17 protein-coding genes are annotated in these 18,602 nt (G+C 58.6%); 9 read left to right on the forward strand and 8 right to left on the reverse strand.

Annotation, left to right across the window (positions count from 1 at the left end):
• The first annotated feature begins 9 nt into the window (after positions 1 to 9).
• Both fliN and Mal65_RS21935 read left to right on the forward strand, forming a co-directional pair.
• Positions 10 to 525, forward strand: a complete 516-nt coding sequence (gene fliN / locus Mal65_RS21930; RefSeq protein ID WP_196784370.1) for a flagellar motor switch protein FliN — start codon at positions 10 to 12, stop codon at positions 523 to 525.
• Positions 526 to 566: 41 nt separating this feature from the next.
• Entirely contained in the window at positions 567 to 1,379 is an 813-nt protein-coding gene (locus tag Mal65_RS21935) for a FliO/MopB family protein (RefSeq protein ID WP_165701452.1), read from the forward strand.
• A gap of 29 nt (positions 1,380 to 1,408) precedes the next feature.
• Here Mal65_RS21935 and Mal65_RS21940 read toward each other — a convergent pair whose 3' ends face one another.
• Positions 1,409 to 2,353: an alpha/beta hydrolase gene (locus tag Mal65_RS21940; protein WP_196784371.1), complete on the reverse strand. Its 945-nt coding sequence runs from the start codon at positions 2,351 to 2,353 to the stop codon at positions 1,409 to 1,411.
• Positions 2,354 to 2,706: 353 nt separating this feature from the next.
• Here Mal65_RS21940 and Mal65_RS21945 point away from each other — a divergent pair, with 353 nt between their 5' ends.
• From Mal65_RS21945 to Mal65_RS21955, 3 genes are all read left to right on the forward strand, one after another.
• The gene (locus Mal65_RS21945; RefSeq protein ID WP_145302651.1) at positions 2,707 to 3,516 is read left to right on the forward strand and encodes an ABC transporter permease; all 810 of its coding nucleotides are present in this window, start codon (positions 2,707 to 2,709) and stop codon (positions 3,514 to 3,516) included.
• A gap of 136 nt (positions 3,517 to 3,652) precedes the next feature.
• Positions 3,653 to 4,441 (forward strand): ABC transporter permease, encoded by a 789-nt coding sequence (locus tag Mal65_RS21950; protein WP_174820227.1) that lies wholly within the window; start codon positions 3,653 to 3,655, stop codon positions 4,439 to 4,441.
• A 97-nt stretch (positions 4,442 to 4,538) separates the two neighbouring features.
• Complete coding sequence (locus Mal65_RS21955) at positions 4,539 to 4,994, forward strand: FHA domain-containing protein (RefSeq protein ID WP_145302656.1); 456 nt, start codon at positions 4,539 to 4,541, stop codon at positions 4,992 to 4,994.
• A 31-nt stretch (positions 4,995 to 5,025) separates the two neighbouring features.
• Here the strand turns inward: Mal65_RS21955 and Mal65_RS21960 are convergent, their stop codons facing one another.
• The 3 genes from Mal65_RS21960 to ald all read right to left on the reverse strand — a co-directional run bounded on the left by Mal65_RS21960 (position 5,026) and on the right by ald (position 9,380).
• Positions 5,026 to 7,191: a sodium:solute symporter family protein gene (locus tag Mal65_RS21960; protein ID WP_145302660.1), complete on the reverse strand. Its 2,166-nt coding sequence runs from the start codon at positions 7,189 to 7,191 to the stop codon at positions 5,026 to 5,028.
• Positions 7,192 to 7,267: 76 nt separating this feature from the next.
• On the reverse strand, positions 7,268 to 8,290 hold the full coding sequence (locus tag Mal65_RS21965) for an endonuclease/exonuclease/phosphatase family protein (RefSeq protein ID WP_165701453.1): 1,023 nt from the start codon (positions 8,288 to 8,290) through the stop codon (positions 7,268 to 7,270).
• Positions 8,283 to 9,380 (reverse strand): alanine dehydrogenase, encoded by a 1,098-nt coding sequence (gene ald / locus Mal65_RS21970; protein WP_145302665.1) that lies wholly within the window; start codon positions 9,378 to 9,380, stop codon positions 8,283 to 8,285. Before ald ends, Mal65_RS21965 begins: the two co-directional genes overlap by 8 nt.
• Before the next feature lie 172 nt (positions 9,381 to 9,552).
• Between ald and Mal65_RS21975 the strand changes: the two genes are divergently transcribed.
• Both Mal65_RS21975 and Mal65_RS21980 read left to right on the forward strand, forming a co-directional pair.
• On the forward strand, positions 9,553 to 11,547 hold the full coding sequence (locus Mal65_RS21975; RefSeq protein WP_145302668.1) for an ABC transporter ATP-binding protein: 1,995 nt from the start codon (positions 9,553 to 9,555) through the stop codon (positions 11,545 to 11,547).
• A 107-nt stretch (positions 11,548 to 11,654) separates the two neighbouring features.
• The gene (locus Mal65_RS21980; protein ID WP_145302671.1) at positions 11,655 to 12,959 is read left to right on the forward strand and encodes a BamB-related PQQ repeat family beta-propellar protein; all 1,305 of its coding nucleotides are present in this window, start codon (positions 11,655 to 11,657) and stop codon (positions 12,957 to 12,959) included.
• Between the two features lie 76 nt (positions 12,960 to 13,035).
• On the opposite strand, the gene Mal65_RS21985 is transcribed toward Mal65_RS21980, so the two are convergent.
• From Mal65_RS21985 to Mal65_RS21995, 3 genes are all read right to left on the reverse strand, one after another.
• A complete protein-coding gene (locus tag Mal65_RS21985) occupies positions 13,036 to 14,016 on the reverse strand; it encodes a prenyltransferase/squalene oxidase repeat-containing protein (protein ID WP_390621879.1) in 981 nt (326 codons plus the stop codon).
• A gap of 130 nt (positions 14,017 to 14,146) precedes the next feature.
• Positions 14,147 to 15,043 (reverse strand): bifunctional DNA-formamidopyrimidine glycosylase/DNA-(apurinic or apyrimidinic site) lyase, encoded by an 897-nt coding sequence (mutM, locus tag Mal65_RS21990; protein WP_145302674.1) that lies wholly within the window; start codon positions 15,041 to 15,043, stop codon positions 14,147 to 14,149.
• 94 nt (positions 15,044 to 15,137) lie between these two features.
• Positions 15,138 to 16,016: a DUF429 domain-containing protein gene (locus tag Mal65_RS21995; protein ID WP_196784373.1), complete on the reverse strand. Its 879-nt coding sequence runs from the start codon at positions 16,014 to 16,016 to the stop codon at positions 15,138 to 15,140.
• 86 nt (positions 16,017 to 16,102) lie between these two features.
• Between Mal65_RS21995 and trpB the strand changes: the two genes are divergently transcribed.
• Entirely contained in the window at positions 16,103 to 17,344 is a 1,242-nt protein-coding gene (gene trpB, locus Mal65_RS22000) for a tryptophan synthase subunit beta (RefSeq protein ID WP_145302680.1), read from the forward strand.
• A gap of 111 nt (positions 17,345 to 17,455) precedes the next feature.
• Positions 17,456 to 18,154 (forward strand): metal-dependent hydrolase, encoded by a 699-nt coding sequence (locus tag Mal65_RS22005; protein ID WP_145302683.1) that lies wholly within the window; start codon positions 17,456 to 17,458, stop codon positions 18,152 to 18,154.
• Positions 18,155 to 18,259: 105 nt separating this feature from the next.
• Here the strand turns inward: Mal65_RS22005 and nirD are convergent, their stop codons facing one another.
• Complete coding sequence (nirD, locus tag Mal65_RS22010) at positions 18,260 to 18,586, reverse strand: nitrite reductase small subunit NirD (protein ID WP_145302687.1); 327 nt, start codon at positions 18,584 to 18,586, stop codon at positions 18,260 to 18,262.
• Positions 18,587 to 18,602 lie beyond the last annotated feature (16 nt).

The following is an 18,602-nucleotide window of genomic DNA, read 5'->3' on the forward strand; positions in this document are numbered from 1 at the left end:
GACGACATCGTGTCTGAAAACGCCGGTCAACCCAAACCCGACGACGCGTCCGCCGCCGATGCGTCGGCTGCGACCGATGCCGCCGTCGACCCGATCACCGATGCCCCGACACCGGACGCCGCCGATGGCTCCGGCGCCGCGGACAACCTCAGTACGGACGACATCGAACGACTCTTGGCCGAAGCGTCCGGTGGTTTGGATCAAGCGGTCAATCATCCTGTATCGGCCGACGCCGAACCGGCACCGTTTCAACTGGACCCACTGCAGGACAGCCCGGGCGAACTGGATCGGCAAAGCGTCGACCTGTTGGGTGACGTGGAACTCGACCTGCGGATCGAACTTGGACGCACCCAAATGCGTTTGGACGAAGTCCTGCAATTACGCAGCGGCAGCGTCGTCGCCTTGGACAAACTGGCCGGCGACCCGGTCGACGTGTTCGTTAACGGACGCTTGATCGCCCGCGGCGAAGTCTTGGTGATGAACGACAACTTTTGTGTTCGTGTCACCGAATTGGTCGGAGTCTGACCAACGGGCTATCTTTTGGGGAAATGGAAGGATCTTTCGCCATGACGCAACCGACACAGCCCACCGAGCGTTCTCGTTGTCGTGGCGTCGCCCCCGTGATCGCCGCAGCCATCGCATGCTTTGGCTTGTCGGTCGCCGCACCTCAGATGGCTCAGGCGCAATCACATTATGCCGTCCATGATCAATCGGTCGTCCATGATCAAGGTACGTCAGTGACCGCGAAACGGAGGATGCAAATCCCGTCGGACGATGGGCTGGAGTTTGATTCAACATCGCTCAGCGAACCGGAATCCGACACACGCATCGTGGCCCGGTCTGGCGGTTTTCCGGCACTGCGTCAAGACGCGGACTCGTCCCCGTCCTTTGGCGAACCCAATGAAAAAACGACGGCATCAATCCCCGCACCGCTGATCACCACCGGCACCAGTTTGGTGATCGTGTTGGGGCTGTTTGCCGGGTTTGTTTGGTTCACCCGACGTTTCGGTGCGTCATCACGTGGCGGCGGCGAATTGCCACAACAAGTCCTGACCCCGCTGGGCAGCACCGCAATCGATGCCCGTCATCGTATCTGTCTGGTGCGTTGTGGTTCGAAGGTGCTGGTGTTATCCCAAAGCAGTGCCGGCCTCAGCCCCCTGGCGGAAATCACCGATCCCGATGAAGTCCGCATGTTGTGCGCCGCATGCACCGGAAATTCCAAGAACGAATTCATGCAAACGCTACAGTCGTTTGAAACCCAGCCGCTTGCACAGGGATTCGCCGGAGGCCCACACGAAGTGCCCGGCGGAATGTCGCCGGCCAACGTTCAAGCCGCTTCGGCAACGCAATCTCGCGGCCGGCTGTTTGCCACCGCTTGATCGCAGGTGGCCGGCGTGATCAAGGCACGTCAATTTTTCACGGTGCGCTGCAACCAATCCCGACACAGATCCGGCCAAGCCGATGCACCGGAGATTTCCTTCGCCAGCCCGACGCCGTGGCGGCCTTCGGGAAAGACATGCATTTCAGCCGGCACGCCGTGGTCCACGCAGGCTTGATAGTACACCAAGCTGTTTTTCACTGGCACGACGGTGTCCGCAGCGGTATGAAACAGAAATGTGGGCGGCGTCCGCGCGGTGACCTGTTTGTCATTACTCATCAACGCGACCAGCCTGGGATCGGGGTCGGTGCCCAACAGATTTCGTTGGCTTCCCGCGTGGGTGAAATCCACCCCCATGGCGATCACCGGGTAACACAGGATGCTGAAGTCTGGTCGCGAACTAATTTCCGCAATTTGGTCGCCCTGCTGGACATTGGTGTCTGCGAAGTGTGTTGAAACGGTGGATGCCAAGTGGCCGCCCGCGCTGAAACCGATCACTCCGATCTTGTCAGGGATCACGTTCCATTCTTTCGCATTGGCGCGAACCGTCTGGATGGCGCGTTGGGCATCGGTCATGGGATAGGGATGCCCATAGCCTTTCCCATCGTTGCCCTGACCGCGAACACGGTAGGTACAGATCGCCGAAGTGAACCCCATCGATCGAAACCAGTCCGCAATTTGATAGCCCTCGTGATCCATCGCTCGACCGTGATAGCCACCGCCGGGAAGAATCACGACGGCCGGTACAGCGTCGCGCGATTCTGCGTGGGTGACGATCAATTGCGGCACATCGCCTTCGCCCGTTTGCGTTGCGCCGGGAACCCCGTCGGGCCACAAATCCATCACCTGACGCTGCGGCGAAACCACATCGTCGGCCATGCACGATGACGTCGCCTCTCCGGTGGCGATGACCATCACCAACGCGGCCACCAAGAATTGGGCTGGGGGACAAACACGTTCAAAACAGGATTTCATGAGAGCGTCTCGTTTGGAGAGGGGGGGTAAGTACGTAAGGAACGACTCGGCTGGGGGTGAACGTCCGCCGCGCGTCACGGGGCCGGAACTGGTAACCGGGGTTTGACGAGAGCGGTTCGGACACGCCTGGTGAAACCAACCCGATGGGGCAGGGCAGGGCGGTGCACGGTCGGGCGGACCTTAACGGCATCGGCCCATTTGGCTACAAAACATCGCCGCGATCGGCGTGTCGCTTTGAATCTTGCCTCCCGCAGTCACCACCAAAGGTTATCGCATTGTCTTCCACGACGCTGGCCGATGCCGGGGTTTCCCTACCGCCACCAACGTGGGGCCAACGCCTTGCGACCTGGCGGATGATTTTTTCGACCGCACTGGCCGAACGCTTGGTCTACCGCGGCGATTTTGCTTTGGGAACGTTGATGCGTTTCCTGCCGATCATCACCCAGATCTTTTTGTGGTTTGCGGTCTTCGACGCCATCGGCAGTGCCGATGGAAGTGAAGCAACGGAGATCGGAGGTTTCGGATTCCGAGACATCGTTGCCTATTATCTGTTAACGATGATTGCCCGCGCATTCAGCAGCATGCCGGGCCTTGCATCGGGCATCGCACGTCAGATCCGAGATGGTGAAATTAAGCGTTACCTGATTCAACCGATTGATCTGATCAGTTTTCTGTTGCTCAACCGCGTCGCTCACAAGATCGCCTATTACGCCGTGGCGATCGCACCCTTCGCCTTTGTCTTTTATCTGTGTCGCGGTTACTTCGTCGACGGTTGGCCCGAACCTCACGTGCTGGCAGCCTTCGTCGGAAGCCTTGTGATGGGATTCTTGATCGGCTTTTTCATGGAAGCCGCGATCGGAATGATTGGTTTTTGGTTTCTGGAAGTCACCTCACTGTTGTTCGTCTTCATGCTGTTCAGTTTCTTCCTGTCCGGCCACATGTTTCCGCTGACTCTGCTTCCCGATGGTGTGGGTCAAGTCGTGCGGTTTCTGCCGTTCAAGTACTTGGCCTATTTCCCCGCCGCGGTGTTTTTGAACAAGATTCCCGACGATCAATTGCCGCTGGAGATGGCGGTCGAAGCGGCTTGGCTGACGTTTTTTATCGTGGTCTGTCGCTTCGCCTATTCGCGCGGCCTGGAACGCTACAGCGGGTACGGCGGCTGAACCGAATCGTTCCGGCGCGGCACTGCCTGCAGAAAGCCTCTCCCCAAATTGTCCATTGCCATCGGTCGACCTTGACGTGAATCCTTCCTACCCAAAAGTCTTTGCGACGTTCGCGCGGAACAGCCTGATCCGCGACATGACGTTTCGCACCAACTTCATCTTGGATTGCGTCAGCAGCATCGGTTGGACGCTGATGAATGTCGGGTTCTATCTGATCATCTTTCAGTTCACACCGACGATCGGTCAAGGCACCGGCTGGGACCAGGACCGATTCTTCTTATTCCTGGCGACGACTTGGTTCATCAACAGCTTGGTGCAAGCGTTCTTCATGCCCAATGCGGAAGAATTCAGTGAATTGATCCGTACCGGAGGTCTGGACTTCGCATTGCTGAAACCGATCGATACACAATTCTTGATCTCGTTTCGGAAGGTCAGCTGGAGTTCGCTTTCCAATTTTGCTGCGGGATTGGTGATCGCGGCAGTCGCGTTGTACCGCTTGGCCCATCACGAAACCGATCCTTTGGTACCGTCGGCTTTGTCCGTGGTTTTATACGTCCTGTTTTGCGGCTGTGGTGTGGTGATCATGTACAGCTTGATGATCTGCCTGAGCGCGACCAGCGTTTGGCTGGGACGAAACCAAACGCTTTACAACTTTTGGTTTTACATCACGAACTTCAGCCGCTATCCGATGGAAATCTACAACCGCGGTTGGGGCACCGCGTTGTACGGATTGTTCACGTTCGTGATTCCCGTGCTGGTGGTTGTGAACGTACCGGCCCGCATCCTGGCCCAACCCGTCAATCCGGAAACCAGCGATCAATGGTGGCTGGTCGGTTGGGCGTTGGTGGCCACATTGGTCAGCCTGGCCGGCAGCCGGTGGGTATTTCGGCGGGCGTTGGGCAGCTACCGCAGTGCGAGTAGCTGAGAAACGGTCATCACAAAATTTCCGAAATTCGCGTCGTCAGGTCGACACCGAAGCTGGTCGGAAGGGTTAAATCACCGGGTAACTCTGGAGTTTCAGCTTGCGTGATTCGATGGTCTACAAATTCGTCCTGGTCGACACCGCTTCGGGAAAAGACCTGCAACAGTGGGTGCTGTCCGTACCGGCAACCGTGGGTCGCAGCCCTGCTGCGGACATCACGATCAATGATTCGACCATCAGCCGCCGCCATTGCACCTTCACACTGGATCCACAGGGCGCGTTGATTGTCCGCGACATGGGGTCGACCAACGGCGTTTACATCGACGACCAACGGGTCGACAAAGCCGTGATCAGCCCGGGAATGATGGTCGAAATCGGCAAATTCAATCTTCGTCTGGAGTGGACCGATCTGCCGCAGGAAGTTCCCGACGAACCCGACGACTACATCGAACTGGACGTGACCGAGCGCATGAAAGTGATCACGCCCGAAGACGTGCAAAACTTTTTGGCAAAGCAAAAAGAACTGCAGCAGAAGAAGAAACCAGAGGGCTCGTGATTGTCCGTTTCCACGACCATCGGGCGGTGACTTAGCTACCCAGCCCGGCCAGCCAAACCAACAACGAGATCACCAGAAAGCAGATTCCCACCGACGCAACGAATCCCAACACGTCGATCTTGTTTGGACGGACGAATTCCCACTGGGATCCCGGGAACAGCTTGTTCCCACTCGTTGCATCGGGATCCGAATACGCGGCAGCCAGCCGCTGTGCATCGGCCTGCGGATCGGGATCCACCGGCGTGTTCATCTTGGCAAAATATCGCGATGTTTGTGGTTCCGGAGGCCGCGGAGTCAGGGTGGATAATACCATCAACACCAGAAACGGCATCAACACACGCCCGGGCAATCGCAGCGTCTGCAGAAAAGCGTCGCTGGCACCGGACAAGTCCAGCCCAATCCATTCGTAAAACCACAGGTCCAAATCCAGCGCCCCGGAACCTTTGCCGCCGGCCACACGCTGTTCGGTCACGACGCGCATGCCGTCGTTGGATTGGCGATCCACCACCTGCCACTCCAATGACTCCGCTGCATCGAACCCGCCGCGCCAGTACACCGACCGGCCGCCACGTTTGCGTGTGACGGTGATGTCTTGCCCCAAGACTGCGGCTGGTGGTGGCGGCCCCAGATGCGATCGTTGCTGTTCGATCTGATCGGCATCCAATTCGTCGCTGCGCGCCGTGATTTGTTCATCGGCGGCATCCCACGCTTGCCGCTTGGCGACATCGGACTCGGTGGCCGGCCGCGTGACCGTCGTTGTGACACGTCGTGTCGCCGCCAACAGGGATTCGTTGGTTCGCAGCGAAGGCATCATCGCCGGCAATAAAAGGGGAACCACAAAGAACGCCAACGCTGAAAAAGCAACCGTCCCCCAGACGGCGACCTTTCCCGGACGTCGCCAATACATCCCAACCCAAAACGGTGCCGCAAACAGAATCGGCAACTCAATGGCCATTTTGAATTGCCCAAAGACGTCCGACATGGTCATGGCGATCGATGCCGCACCGATCAGCATGATCAAACCTGCCAAGCGGCCGACCAACAGATACCTTGCTTCATCGGCGTCCTTATCAACGTACGCGGCGTACCAATTTCGCACGACCAAGCCTGACGTGACGATCATGTAGGTGTCCGCCGAACTCATCATCGCGGCCAACAAACTGGCCAACATCAAGCCAACCAAACCGCATTTCAGCGGCCCCAAAATCTCACGGGCCGCGACGCCCCACACTCGATCTGGGTCTTGAGCGATTTCAACCTGATCGGCCAACAATGCCAGTGCGATCAAAGCCGTCATCGCCCAGCCGACCGTACAAAGTCGCTTCAAGAAGTTTCCGGCGACCAAGCCGATGCGGGCTTCTAATTCACTTTTTGCCGAACCACCACCGGTGGCGATGAAATGGGGCTGGACGACGATGCCGACTAGCGAAAGCACCGTCAGGGACAAGATGTAATGAATCGGGAACTCGCCGCTGGACGGTCCGGCGAACAACTGGAAATAGTCGGCTGAAACACGCTGGTGCAGGATTTCGAACCCCGTCTGCATTGTCACCGGGGCGTCGCCCCCGAACCGTTCGGCCAATTGCCACAGGCCATACGGAATCAGCAGAACCGACAACAGAATGATGAAGATTCCCTGCAGCAAATCCGTCCAATACGCCGCGGTCAGCCCTCCCAAAACGCCGTACAAAATCACGACCACCGAGATCGACGGAATCAACACCAATGCCGCCGGCAATCCGAAAATCGTTTCGGCACCGATCAAGGGAATCGAAAACTTCGCCACCGCCGACAACATCGTCGACAGATAGAACATGTAGAACACGATGGCGAACAGCGTGTACGCCGCACCCAACAACTTGGAATCGTATCGCTCGACGAACCAATCGCCCAAAGTCAGGTGACGCATTCGTCGGTACCAGACCGCCGTGATCCAATACACCGGCGTCACGAACAGCCACATCATTGCCGACCAGACCCCCGACAGACCGCTGGTCCAACCGGTCCGCCCGACGGTCACCGGTTCGTGTGCCCCCGTTCCGGCACCAAACGCGGCAAAGGTCTGCAACAGCTTGCCGAAACCGCGGCCTCCCATGAAATAGCCTTCTTGATCGCGCACACGGCGTGACGCCCATGCACCAATGGCGATCATGACGGCGAAGTAAGTCAACAAAACGGCAATATCGATGGCACTCATGTGGCAAATTGTAGCGAGAACACGACTCCGCCGGGCGGACAACACTGGCCGCGTTTTTGCTGCCGCCGATCCAATGTCATAGAGCACCGACCGGGCGGAACCGGCACAAGACAGCACGGTGATCGGAGACGTCGCCGCCGATCACCGTGCGATCGATGACTTGGACATCGGGGCTGACCAAGACGTGATCAATCGGTATCCCCAGCGGTCCCAAAGATCGCGGCCACGTCGCTTGATACCCACGCGAATCTCGGGAATCGCGACACCCAGACACTTGAACCAGCTTTCGAAACTCGCGAGTCCAGGGCGTGATGTTGAAATCACCACCGACGATAACGCGGCGGTGCTGGCGAACGTCGTCCGCAAGCCCCACAGCAAGATCCCGCAACTGCCCATTGCGTTCCGCCAAGTTTGCCGTGCCCATCGGCGGAAGCGTATGGACCGCCCAAATATCCAGATCGGCTTCACCGGCATTGATGGTGCCGCGAATTTCTGCCGGATCCCCGCCTGCCTTGACCCAAGTGACCGGACGCCGACTGTAGACGCCCAATCCGAATGCCCCCGAGCGAGACAATTCCTGGTAATGCGGGTGCGACTGACGCAGGGGTTGCAGCGCCGGCACCAACGCATGATTCAATTCGATCAATGCAACGACATCCGCGTCGGCCTGATGAATCACCGACTGGATTTGTTCCCATTGATCGGTGCTGGCGTGAACGTTCCAAAACAGCACACGGACCTCGGGGCCTTCGGCCACAACTTTTCGTTCCGGCATCACCCAATCCACCGGCCATACCGACCAAAAGTTGGCGGCGAAACAGACACCGGCCGTCAACGCCCAGCGCCACCATCGCACGGCGGCGAATACTGCCAACGCCACCAATGCCCCTACCATAAGGTGACAGCGGGTGTGATTCATCGCGTCGGCAAACCAGTGCCACCGACCGGCGTATCCGGCCAGAGTCATCAGAACCGCCAAGACCAGCAGCACGCTGGTTCGCCCGGCAATCCACCGCAACGCACGCCCCCACCCATTCAGTGCATCCGGTTGCACCGGAGCCGCATTCCGCGATCGCGTGACGCTTGATGGATCATTCACTGCTGCATTCCATGTCGAACGCACGCGCCACCGCTTCATTGGTGACACCGTGATCATGAATATTCATTGCGGACCGAATCGAAGCATCTTGCACAAGGGTCGCCTGGTCCGCATCGGCAATCCGTCGCACCCAGGGCAGTGTCGCATTGCACAGGGCGAACGTGCTGGTCCGGCCGACCGCACCTGGCATGTTGGTCACACAGTAATGAACCACTTCATCGACAACGAACGTCGGTTCACTGTGGGTGGTCGGTCGGCTGGTTTCAATGCAGCCGCCCTGGTCGATCGCCACATCGATCACGACGCTACCCGATTTCATTAAACGCAGATCTTCCTTGCGAACCAGTTGGGGCGCTTTCGCGCCAGGAATCAGCACCGAGCCGATCACCAAATCGGCGCGAGCCAGTTGTTCCAATACCGTGTGTCGGTCGCTGTACAGCACGTTGACGTTGGGCGGCATCGTGTCGTCCAGATAGCGAAGCCGATCCAGGTTCACATCCAGGATGGCCACATCGGCTCGAAAGCCTGCGGCGATCTTTGCCGCATTCGCACCGACCACGCCGCCGCCCAAAACGGTGATATGCGCTGGCGGGACGCCGGGCACACCGCCCAGCAAAATGCCGCGTCCCAGTTGAGGACGCTCCAGGTATTTTGCCCCCTGCTGAACACTCATCCGCCCGGCCACTTCGCTCATCGGGGTCAACAGCGGCAGACGTCCCGAAGGATCGCGTAATGTCTCGTAAGCCAGACAGGTCGCACCGGACCGAACCATCGCTTCGGTCAGTTCGCGACTGGCGGCAAAATGAAAGTAAGTAAATAGCCACTGACCCTTGCGAATCCGTAGGTATTCTTCGGGCTGGGGTTCTTTGACTTTGACGATCAAATCGGCAGCCGCAAACACGTCGTCGGCTGTGGCAACGATCTCGGCGCCAGCTTTCAGGTAGTCATGATCTGCCAACCCGGACCCCAGTCCCGCCCCCGTCTGGACGACCACGCGATGCCCATCGGCGATCAATTCCTCCACGCCGACCGGCAGCATGGCAACGCGATACTCATCCTTTTTTACTTCCGTGGGTACGCCAACGATCATGGTGAAAACTGCTCTGTAACAACGTTGCCGACGTCACCGAGACCTTACGACGCCTCGGTTGACCTGCTGGCATGATACGACACACTGACTTTGCCGACTTGACAACGTACCGGTTGGCCGACCGATTTCTTGATCGACCGTATTGCCGTTCCTTCGCGTTTGTTGTTCCTCCATGCCTGTGCAGCCCAGCCGAAAGCGATTCGCAGAATACCGCGACCAGATTCGGCAACGATACAAGAGCGGTGCTGCAGTACCGTCGCACCCCCACCGACCGGATCGATCGGCCAAAAAGCTGGGTGAACGCGAACGCAAGTTTGCCGAGTTATTCGGTGAATTCATTCGGCTGACACGCGGCCATCGGTCTTCCATCGTCGGGTCACTGGCTCTGCTGACCATCGGCATTGCCTTGCGTTTGCTGCCTCCACTGGGCACGAAACTGGCAATCGATTCGGCGCTGACCAATCCCCCCGAACCCTTGCCGACCTGGCTGGCCGATTCAGTTCCGTCGTGGGTCGACAGCAACGGTGTCCCTGTTGATCGTCTGGGACTATTGATCGGTGTGGCCGTCGCCGTGACGGTCATCACGATGGTCGCGACGGTCGTTCATTTGACCAGCCGATGGATTGCCACCAAAGCCGTCAATCAGACCCAAGTGTCGATTCGACGGAAAGTTTTTGACCATGCAATGAAGTTGCCGCTGCATCAGGTTTACGATCTGAAAAGCGGCGGCGTTGCCAGCCTGATCCGCGAAGACGCCGGCGGGGTTGCCGATCTGATCTTCAGCATGATTTACAACCCGTGGCGGGCGATCGTCCAGTTCGTCGGCAGCCTGGTCATTTTGATGCTGGTGGACTGGAAACTGATGCTGGGCGGATTGATGCTGTTGCCGATCGTCTGGGTGACGCACCGGACATGGATCAACCGCATCCGCCCCCTGTACCGCGACGTTCGCAAACAGCGTCAACGAATCGACAGCGGGGCGACCGAAACCTTTGGCGGGATCCGAGTCGTTCGGACGTTTTCACGCAATCGCAGTGAATCGTCGCGTTACGTTCGCGAAGGCGATTTTTTGGTCCGTCAACAACTTTTCACTTGGTGTTGGACTCGGATCATCGAAACGATTTGGGAGGTGGTCATTCCGCTGGCCAGTACCGGCTTGCTGGTCTACGGCGGCTACCAGATTCTGCAAGGTGATTTGACGCTGGGCGACCTGATGATGTTTTTGGTTTATCTGACCATGCTGTTGGGACCCTTGGCAACATTGGCCGGCAGCGCGGTGGGATTTCAAAACAATCTGGCGGGCTTGGATCGAGTCTTGGATGTTTTGGAGATTCACCAAGAGTTGCCGACGCGGGTCAACGCGATCACGTTGCCCCCGATCGTCCCGGCGGCGATGACGTTTCGCGACGTCAGCTTTTCCTATCCGGGTTCAGACACGTTGGTGCTAGAAGACATCAACCTGGAAGTCCGGCCGGGGGAAACGATCGCGTTGGTCGGACGCAGCGGTGCGGGCAAGACCACGCTGACAAATTTGATCGCACGCTTTTACGATGCCACCGCCGGCAGCATTGCGATCGACGGAACGGACCTGCGTGACATCGAACTTTCCAGCTATCGACGTTTGCTGGGGATCGTTGAACAGGACGTTTTCCTGTTCGACGGAACGATTGCTGAAAACATCGCGTACGCACGGCGGCGTGTCACCGATGACCAATTGGTGGCGGCGGCAACCGCGGCGGCGGCTGACGAATTCATCCGTTCGCTTCCCGACGGTTACGACACAATGATTGGCGAACGTGGGGTCAAGCTTTCCGGCGGACAGCGTCAACGCCTGGCGATCGCCCGCGCGATTCTGGCTGATCCACAGATCTTGATTTTGGATGAAGCCACCAGCAATCTGGATAGTGAAAGTGAACAGTTGATCCAAGCCAGTCTGGTCGATCTATTGGCCGGACGCACGGCGTTTGTGATCGCCCACCGGCTAAGTACCATTCGCAATGCCGATCGCATCGTGGTTCTGGAAGACGGCCGGATTGTCGAATCCGGAAGCCACGACGAACTGTTGGCCGGTGACGGGCATTACCAGCGAATGGTCAGCCTGCAGACGGATGATTTTCTGGATCGTGACGACCAAGCCGGCGTGAATTACGCTACAAACAAACCTTAGCATTGCCCGTTTTGCGACATGAACGTCATCCTTCCTCTTCACCGAGTGTCGCCTTCAGTGCTTCGTTCGGCCCCCCGATCAACCTTCCTACCCGTGATCGAACATCCATGAAATCGCCTACCGTATCATTGCGCGCCGACCGATGGCGGTGCCTGTCGTTTGTCCTTGTGCTGGTCGCCGGAACCGTATCGGCAGACTGGCCACAGTGGCGTGGTCCGAACCGCGACGGCCACGCTGATGCCGGCCGGTACCTGCAACAGTGGCCCCAAGGCGGCCCCGCGATGGCGTGGCAGAATGACAAGCTGGGCATCGGGTATTCGTCGCCGGCGATGGTCGACGGCCGGATCTACACGATGGGCAGCCTGGACGGCCAATGTTATCTGCACTGCATCAGTGCGGACGATGGATCCATGATCTGGAGCACTCCGTTCTGTCGCGCCGGCACCGGCGACGATTACCTGGACGGATGGGGCGGCGGCCCGCGTGGAACCCCCACCGTCGATGGCGATCAAATCTTTGTCGTCAGCGACATCGGCGTCGTCGCGGCCTTTGATCTGACCGGACAACTGCAATGGAAAGTCGACATGGTCGAACAGTTCGGCGGTGAGATTCCCAAATGGGGTTACAGCGAATCGCCGCTGGTCGACGGGAACAAAGTCCTTGTCACCCCCGGTCGTCGAATGTTTATCGTCGGTTTGGATCGCAAGACCGGCGATGTCACCTGGACCACCAAAGGCATCGAAGAACCCGCCCAATACGTATCGATCGTCAAAGGCGAACTGGATGGAAAACCGTACTATGTGACCGCGGTCAAAGCCGGCTTGATTGGCATCGATGCCAAAACCGGTCGCCAAATTTTCATGGAGCCGGCGACCGGAAACCAAACGGCCGTGATTCCCACCGCGGTGATCGACGGATCGCTGATCTATCACACCAGCGACTACAACGCGGGCAATCAATTGATCGAATTGTCCAGTGACGGCGATCGCTTGACCGCTGAGGTGCTGTACGCCGAATCGGTAAAGTCGATGCAGAACCATCACGGCGGCGTCGTCCTGGTCGACGGTGTGATCTATGGCTGTTCGCGGACCAACCGTGGCGAATGGATGGCCCAGGACCACCGCAGCGGCGAAGTGCTGTGGACCCAATTGGCGCGGCCCAACCAAAGCGGATCAATCGCTTTTGCCGACGGGCGGCTGTATTGCTACGGCGATAAAGATGGCATCGTCCGTTTGGTCGTGCCCAACCGCGAAGGCTTTCAGCAGGTCGGCGAACTGAAGTTGCCGAAGACGTTCGAAGGTAATCGAGGCAGCAACAATCGTGGCGCGATCTGGTCCCATCCGGTCGTCGCTGATGGCAAGCTTTTCATTCGCGACCAGAACTTGATGTTTGCGTTCGACATCGCCCGCTGAACATCCATCGCCCAACAAGCAACTCGTCACGTCACCGGCCGCGGTGGTCGATCGATGCGACGATGCTAACGCGGCATCAACGTTGATAGATGGGCAAAAACCCGTTGTCCAACTGCAACATGATCAGGTTGCACGCGGTGACATAAACCGGATGGATTTGGCCTTCCCAGGATCCATCCGGTCGCTGTGTGCCGGCGATGCGATCATAAAGCCGAGTGCGGAACGGTTTCCATAAATCGTCGCCCTGGCGATAAACGACTTGGCTGTAGTAAAGGTACGTGTAGTGCCAGTGGCCAAACGCACGGGCCCCGTCGCTGATGTCGTGCAGCTGTTTCTTGCTGTACGCCAACATTTCCGGAACGTGTTCGCTATCATAATCGCCGGCGTTATAAAGCGCCGCCAAAGCGGCAGCGGTGATGGCCGGGCGACTGCTGCCCCTTTGGCGACTGCTGTAGCTAATGCCGCCGTCTTCGTTCTTACAGCCATAGATGTACTGTTTGGCTTTGTCGATCACTTCGCCACTAACGGGAATGCCGGCGTTTCGACATCCGCGCAATCCTTGGACCTGGGTGATGGTCGTGCTGCCTTCGTCAAAGTCATTGCCTTCGCGGGCTGAAACGTAGCCCCAACCACCGGCGGCGGTTTGGGCAAACGCGCTGAACTTCACCGCACGTGTCAGCACGTCGACGATTTCTTCGCGGCGATCCAACAACCCTTCTTCGCCCAAGACCTGGGACAAGAACAACATCGAAAACCCATGACCATACGTGTACCGCGGGTCGGTCAGCGGGTCACCGATCAATCCGTTTTCGCGTGACTTGCTGATGATGAAGTCCGACGCCAAAGCGATCTCTTTGGAAAACGAACCCTGGGTCGTCGTGCTGCCGCTGGCGATCATCGCAGTACCGGCCAGCGCGGCGAGCGCCGTGGGGTAGATTTGGGTGTTCCAAAGCCCGCGTGACGATTGCGTCTTGCGAAGGTATTCCAGCCCCTTATTGATCGCTTCGGACCAGCGTGGATTGTCCGATGCAGCCGCGGTCACCCGACGGGCCCCCATCCCAGCCGAGGCGACGGTCGCCGCGGCACCAAGCATCCATCGACGACGCGAAACCGTAGGGGCGGGTAGGGCAGGGCGTTGCATTCGGCAAACTTTCTGAAATGGGCACGACGTCGGACGAACACTCTTCCTAGCGTAACGATGCCGACCGATCGTGCGAATGGAAATCTTCGCGAAGGGTGGAATGGAGGCCCGACCGCCTTTGACACCGGGGACAAAAAAACGTGCTGCGTTGAGCCTGGACGATTCGGCGAATTTCCCCGTCACGGCACCGCGGACAGGCTTGCCCGGCCCGGTCGTAAACACGGTGGCAATTCTGGTACCCACCGGGATCGTTCAGTGCGTTGCGATACGTGCCGTCGGAAAGGGTGCTGCCTTCGTGCCGAATGGCGTCTTCCAAGATGAGGCCGATCTGGTCGTGAATCCGTCGCCACTGGGGGCCGGTCAGCCGATCGCAGCGGGTCCGGGGATCCACCCCGGCGGCAAACAGAATCTCCGCAGCATACAAATTGCCGATCCCGGCCACCGCACTTTGATCCAGCAACGCCACTTTGATGCATCGCCGACTGGACGAAAGCTTCTGGCGAAGCTGTTCGGTGCTGATCTGCAACGCGTCGACCCCCAAACGTTGGTCGATCGCAGTTCGGTATTCGTCTTCGCGATACAGCGTCACCGTTCCCAGCCCACGTCGATCCCAAAACCACAACCGGTTCACCCCGGCACCGGACAAATCCATTTGCAAGCGCAAGTGATCGACGTCGGGCGGGTCGGCGACCAACAGAATCCCGGTCATGCGGGGTTCGATCACCAAGCGGTCCTGATTGTCCAACACGATGACCAATCGTTTGCCTCGGCGATCAATGCCATCGATGCGTCGCCCCTTCATCCGCCGATCCAGTTGACGCTGGCTCGGCGACATCGCGATCGGCCGGCAAGCACACGGGGGAACCGTCACGGATTCGACGCGGCGCCCGGCGGCATCCAAGACGCCGCGACGCATCGTTTCGACTTCGGGTAACTCGGGCATGCGTGGTTTGCGATGGCGCTGGTGGCGGAGGAATCGAAGAGAAAGGAAATGATATGGCGTGGCTGTCGAATCGCGTGCCGATTCAAAGTTCGGATCAAGCGTAAACGAAGCCTTCCAACGGATAGCGATCGTCGGTTGCGATCGTCTGGTGATCGATCAACCGCAGCGTTTGCCAACTGCCCACCCCCGCGATGACCGCATCGAGTGCGTCGCCGCCTGGATCGCTCAATAGGATTCGTTTGCGGTAATCCGACAGTTCGACCCACTGGGATAATTCTGCCAGGATTTGACGACGGACTTTACGGTGTTCGCGACCGGGCGGGCGACCGGCGGATTGCTTGTATCGTTGGTACGGCAATCCCCAACGTTTCAGCGACGACGACGGACAGGCTTCGGCGATGATCCGCCGCGCCGCGGAAAAGCGACCGTAGGTGAACGGCAAGATCGCCGTATCGACGTCGGTCGACAACGGACGCAACACATCGCGCATGCCGTGAAACGTCTGGTAGATGATCCGGTAGTGGTAACAATCAAACGGCGTCTTGGTTTCGGTGTCGGTACGTCGGCGGACGTGCATCTGGTGGGCGTATTGCTGGGTGATGGCCACCAGTTTTCGGCCGTACTGTTTTGCGTCGCCGTCGAATGCAGCCACGTGTTGCAGTTGTTCGTCCCAGCCGCCCAATTGCAGTTCGACGGGCAACCCGAATGGAAAATCAATTGCCCAGTAGGCTTCGTGGCTGTCCTGGATTCGACGAACCAGTTCACCGCACACCGCGTCTCGACTGTCACAGCCGGCCCATTTCCCCAATGGTTTCAAATCGACCAATCGCAGGACGTCCGATCCCCCCTGGACGTCCAACGTGGCGCACCAAGCGGTTTTCCCGGATTCGGCCGCCCCGCTGAAATCCACGCCATAGACGGTGGAAATCCATGGCATGATCAGTGGCGCGGCCGGATCGATCGCGTTGACCAAGGTTTGCTCTCCAGAGACAATTCGGTTCTAGGGTCGTCGGGCCAACTATCGGCCACAGCCCCCGCATTCACAAGAAGATGGACTCCATGACCAATACCGCCGAAACGCCCTCGACTCCAGCCACCGCGTCGGTTCCCGATCCGCAAGGACGATTCGGATCGTTCGGCGGTCGGTTTGTACCCGAAACGCTGACGCGTGCTTTGGATCAATTGATCGAGGAATACGAATCGGCCCGTCGGGACCCTGAATTTCAACGTGAATTCCGCGAATTGCTGGCTCGATTTGTCGGTCGGCCCAGTCCGTTGTATCACGCCCAGCGATTGTCCGAAGCGGCCGGGGGGGCCCAGATCTGGCTGAAGCGTGAAGACTTGAATCACACCGGTGCCCACAAGATCAACAACACGCTGGGACAAGCCTTGCTGACCCAGCGGATGGGCAAGACCCGCGTGATCGCCGAAACCGGAGCGGGCCAACACGGCGTGGCCACCGCGACCGCCTGTGCCCATTTCGGATTGCCTTGCACGGTGTACATGGGGGCCGAAGACATTCGCCGCCAAAAACCGAACGTGTTCAGCATGAAATTGATGGGCGCGACGATCAGCAGCGTCCAATCGGGATCGAAGACCCTGCGTGACGCGGTGAACGAGGCGATGCGGGACTGGATGTCCTCGGTGGAAAATACCCACTACATCATCGGCAGCGTCATCGGACCGCACCCGTTTCCCATGATGGTGCGTGATTTCCAAAGTGTTATCGGACAAGAAACCCGCGGCCAGTGTGTCGACACCTTCGACCGGCTGCCCGATTGTGTCGTTGCCTGCGTCGGCGGCGGCAGCAACGCGGCAGGAATGTTTTATCCGTTCGTCGAAGACGAATCGGTTCGTTTGGTCGGCGTGGAAGCGGGCGGGCGATCGGCGGATCCCGGACAACACGCCTCCCCACTTTCTTACGGCATGCCCGGGGTTCTTCATGGCAGTTACAGCTATGTGATGCAGGATGACGACGGCCAAACCTGCGACGTGCATTCGATGAGCGCGGGTCTAGATTACCCCGGCGTCGGCCCCGAACACAGCTATTGGAAAGACACCGGCCGCGTCGATTATGTCGACTGTCGCGACGACGAAGCGATGGATGCGTTTGATAAGATGGCCCGTACCGAAGGCATCATCGCCGCACTGGAAACCAGTCACGCGATTGCAAAAGCGATGCAGATCGCCGCTGAGATGAAACCCGACCAACATTTGGTCATCTGTCTGTCGGGCCGTGGTGATAAAGACGCGATGGAAATCGCGCGGCTGCGTGGCGAAGATTGGATGAACGAATCGTGATCCCGGGCGCACGTTTCAGCGCCACTGCAGATTCGTCAATTGAGTGCAGTGCGATGACGACCGGCCGATGATGCATCGACAATTAACCACCCGCAAGAAGCACCCAAAACCATGACTTGCAAACTGACTTGGTTGTCCCACGGCACTTGGCTGATCGAATCGGGAAAGCTGAAGATCATGCTGGACCCGTTCTTGACCGATAATCCGACCGCCACGGCGAAATCGTCGGACTTCGATGACGTCAATCACATCCTGGTGTCGCACGGCCACGGCGATCACGTCGGCGATTTGGTCGACGTCGCCCAGCGGAGCGGTGCGATGGTGGTCGCCAGTTTCGAACTGGTGAACTGGTTGGGCGGTCAGGGCATTGAAAACGCCAGCCCGATGAACATCGGTGGGCAGATCGAAATCTCCGTCGGCGAAGACGATGTCGCGACGGTCAAAATGGTCCCCGCCATCCACAGCAGCGGGCTTCCCGATGGTTCCTACGGTGGACCGGCGTCCGGTTTCGTGATCGGCATCGGCGGACGGCGCATTTATTTCGCCTGTGACACGGCCTATTACAGTGACATGGATTTTTACGCCGGCGGCGTGGACGCGGCCGTGTTACCGATCGGTGACTGCTTCACCATGGGGATCGACGATTCGATCGCGGCGGTCAAGCGGATCGGTCCCAAATGCGTCCTGCCGGCTCACTACAACACCTGGCCGCCGATCGCCCAGGACGCGGACGCTTGGTCCGAACGAGTCAAAGCTGAAACCGATGCGGAACCCGTTGTCCCGCAAATCGGCCAAGCGTTCGAAATCTAGGCTGTTCCGCCCGCTCTTTTAGACGCCCGGCCTTTTAAACACCCAGGCAGACGAGACGTCTGGGCCATAGGGCACCCGTTGTATCGCGGGCCTTGCGATTCCGGCTCACTCGGAAGCGGGATCAGTCTTTTCTCGGACCCACACGTCATCCCCTTCCACCTTGACCTCAAAGGCATCGACCTTGGTTCGCGGGTTGTCTTCCCAGGTCCCGTCCTTGATACAGAAACGCCAAGCGTGCCAAGGACAGGTCACCGTGGCGTCTTCGACGTGCCCTTCGGCCAGCGAGGCCCCCATGTGAGGGCACAGATCATCGATCGCGTACCAGCCTTCGTCGGTCCGAAAAACGGCCACCATCCGCCCGTCGACGGGTACGGCTCGCCCGACATTCAGGTCAAAATCATCGACTTTCCCGACATTCTCGAATTCGGCCATCTAACTTTGTCACTTA

This window comes from Crateriforma conspicua (genome assembly GCF_007752935.1).
Classification (GTDB): Bacteria; Planctomycetota; Planctomycetia; order Pirellulales; family Pirellulaceae; genus Crateriforma; species Crateriforma conspicua.

Coding starts and splice junctions, on each gene's coding strand:
- Mal65_RS21935 (WP_165701452.1), top strand. CDS start 567: ATGACGCAACCGACACAGCCCACCGAGCGTTCTCGTTGTCGTGGCGTC.
- Mal65_RS21940 (WP_196784371.1), bottom strand. CDS start 2,353: ATGAAATCCTGTTTTGAACGTGTTTGTCCCCCAGCCCAATTCTTGGTG.
- Mal65_RS21945 (WP_145302651.1), top strand. CDS start 2,707: ATGATTTTTTCGACCGCACTGGCCGAACGCTTGGTCTACCGCGGCGAT.
- Mal65_RS21950 (WP_174820227.1), top strand. CDS start 3,653: ATGACGTTTCGCACCAACTTCATCTTGGATTGCGTCAGCAGCATCGGT.
- Mal65_RS21960 (WP_145302660.1), bottom strand. CDS start 7,191: ATGAGTGCCATCGATATTGCCGTTTTGTTGACTTACTTCGCCGTCATG.
- ald (WP_145302665.1), bottom strand. CDS start 9,380: ATGATCGTTGGCGTACCCACGGAAGTAAAAAAGGATGAGTATCGCGTT.
- Mal65_RS21975 (WP_145302668.1), top strand. CDS start 9,553: ATGCCTGTGCAGCCCAGCCGAAAGCGATTCGCAGAATACCGCGACCAG.
- Mal65_RS21980 (WP_145302671.1), top strand. CDS start 11,655: ATGAAATCGCCTACCGTATCATTGCGCGCCGACCGATGGCGGTGCCTG.
- Mal65_RS21985 (WP_390621879.1), bottom strand. CDS start 14,016: ATGGGGGCCCGTCGGGTGACCGCGGCTGCATCGGACAATCCACGCTGG.
- mutM (WP_145302674.1), bottom strand. CDS start 15,043: ATGCCCGAGTTACCCGAAGTCGAAACGATGCGTCGCGGCGTCTTGGAT.
- trpB (WP_145302680.1), top strand. CDS start 16,103: ATGACCAATACCGCCGAAACGCCCTCGACTCCAGCCACCGCGTCGGTT.
- Mal65_RS22005 (WP_145302683.1), top strand. CDS start 17,456: ATGACTTGCAAACTGACTTGGTTGTCCCACGGCACTTGGCTGATCGAA.
- nirD (WP_145302687.1), bottom strand. CDS start 18,586: ATGGCCGAATTCGAGAATGTCGGGAAAGTCGATGATTTTGACCTGAAT.